The sequence below is a fragment of the Acetobacter sicerae genome, assembly GCF_011516765.1.
Taxonomy (GTDB): Bacteria; Pseudomonadota; Alphaproteobacteria; order Acetobacterales; family Acetobacteraceae; genus Acetobacter; species Acetobacter sicerae.
Genome location: NZ_JAAABN010000063.1, coordinates 1 through 1,754, shown reverse-complemented (window position 1 = coordinate 1,754; position 1,754 = coordinate 1). Strand labels below are relative to the sequence as shown.

3 protein-coding genes and 1 pseudogene are annotated in these 1,754 nt (G+C 54.2%); all 4 read right to left on the bottom strand.

Annotation, left to right across the window (positions count from 1 at the left end; translation table 11 throughout):
- Positions 1 to 381 (bottom strand): annotated as a pseudogene (locus tag GVI59_RS18545) (recombinase RecT); the annotation flags it as partial.
- The gene (locus GVI59_RS18540) at positions 378 to 827 is read right to left on the bottom strand and encodes a siphovirus Gp157 family protein (protein ID WP_206752386.1); all 450 of its coding nucleotides are present in this window, start codon (positions 825 to 827) and stop codon (positions 378 to 380) included. The gene GVI59_RS18540 and the pseudogene GVI59_RS18545, both read right to left, overlap by 4 nt.
- Before the next feature lie 17 nt (positions 828 to 844).
- Complete coding sequence (locus tag GVI59_RS18535) at positions 845 to 1,069, bottom strand: hypothetical protein (protein ID WP_173575513.1); 225 nt, start codon at positions 1,067 to 1,069, stop codon at positions 845 to 847.
- A 50-nt stretch (positions 1,070 to 1,119) separates the two neighbouring features.
- Positions 1,120 to 1,754 (bottom strand): HNH endonuclease (locus GVI59_RS18530; protein WP_206752385.1); only part of this gene is annotated, 635 nt, incomplete at its 5' end.

Here is a 1,754-nt window from a genome sequence, read left to right as displayed (position 1 = left end):
GGCATCCTTCAGAAGCACTTCAACCGTTCTGTCTTTCGCTTCGCCTTTGATGCGGCCCATGACAAATACCTTTCGGGAATCTCCAACTCCCGAAAAATCGTAATCAAGACGCCCTTCAAGAACCCCGCTGGTCTGAACGGCAGCTGCAACCAACTTACCTTCAAAGCACATTTTGCCGCGGACAACGGCTGACGCCTGCGCTACGGCAAAAGGAGACATCTGCCAGCGCATAGCCTGCTCGATAACCATCAGGCAGTCGCCGGGGCTTCCCTGTAGGTGCTGCGGCACCATTTTGGCTGAGGCCATGGCTTTGGCAAGCTGCATTGCCCCCTGCATGCCATCTATTGAAAAACTACCGTTTACGGTCAGTGCATTACTCATTTCGCCAGATCCTTTCTTGCACGGATGACCAACCGTGGAGCGCCGCCGTTCGACAGCGTTGCACCCGGGACCATGTCCCCGTGCTTCAATTTCTTCGTCAGCTCTGTTCTGTTCAGTTTGTCCGGCTGCGGCTCAAACAGATCGGGCCGCGCCGCTCGGACTGCGTTCTCATCCGTCACCGTCACCATCTGTGGCGCAGCGGACAGGCCCGCTGAATAGTGCGTGCTATTGAAACCGAGCAGCCCGTTCTCGGTCATGTATTCGGACATTGCGTCGCGGAGGATGCGCTGTGCTTCCTTGGCTGCTTTCTCAATGCCTTCGAGTGCAACAATACCTTCGATTGCTTCCTTATCCGCATGCGCTTCACCGACTTCGCGAGCCTCATTGATTGCGGAAACCCATTTGTCGAACACGGGCTTTACGTGCGAGCCATGAAGGTCATTCATTTGCTTGAGGGGGCTCATCACTGTCCCTCCCACCATTCGCACTCAATCGCCTGCGGTTCGTCTTCCATGAACGGCAGATCGAAAGCGAGTGACTGGACGGCGGACCGGCAGACAAGCCTCTGCGACCGGTTATTCAGTCGCGCCAACCGCTTCTCAGCCTCGTTTACGAAAGCGCGGGCCATTGATGTGACCTGTGCGATAATCTGCATGTCATCCCGCACATCGCATGGCAGAAACTTCATTGTTTCAGATGTGGGGACAAACCAAGCTCCGGGCGCACTGGTAGAATTCATCATTTCGCCACCGCCCCATCTTCGCATTTCATGCTCTCAGACAAGCGAACCTTCTCCACAACAGAAAGCGCGCCAGCCCTCTGATTGCAGTGCGCATGAGTGATTGCCATGTTGGAAATGTGGTCTGGCCCACCTGCTGTCACAGGAACAAAGTGCTCAATGGAAAATTCCATAGGCAGCACAGGCTTCCCGCAATAAAAGCAGCAATTTCCATCGCGGTCATTCAAAGCCGCATAGAGGTGCCGACGCTTAACCGCATCCCGACTTTCTCGGCCTCGTGTCGTTTTGGCACATGCGCGCCAATCAGACTGTGATTTGAACGCCAACCACGCTTCCCGAGCACATTCTGTCCACGTCAGGCGGCCATTTTCCTTCTTGTAAATAATGCAGGATCGGCCACGAGGTCCGGTAAATCTGAGAACCTCATAGGGATTAGGAGAAACCAATACCTGGCTACCCCTCTCTTCCAAAAACCTTCGGAAGTTCTTTGATCTCTGCGCAAAACTGCTAACCGTTTCTGGCAGCATCTCAACCTCCATTGTTGGAGAAAAATCGGACAACTCGTCCACGGAACCGGGGCCGCAACCCCGGAAACACGGGCGTGTTAGTCTGTGATTTTTGTATATGTGAACGA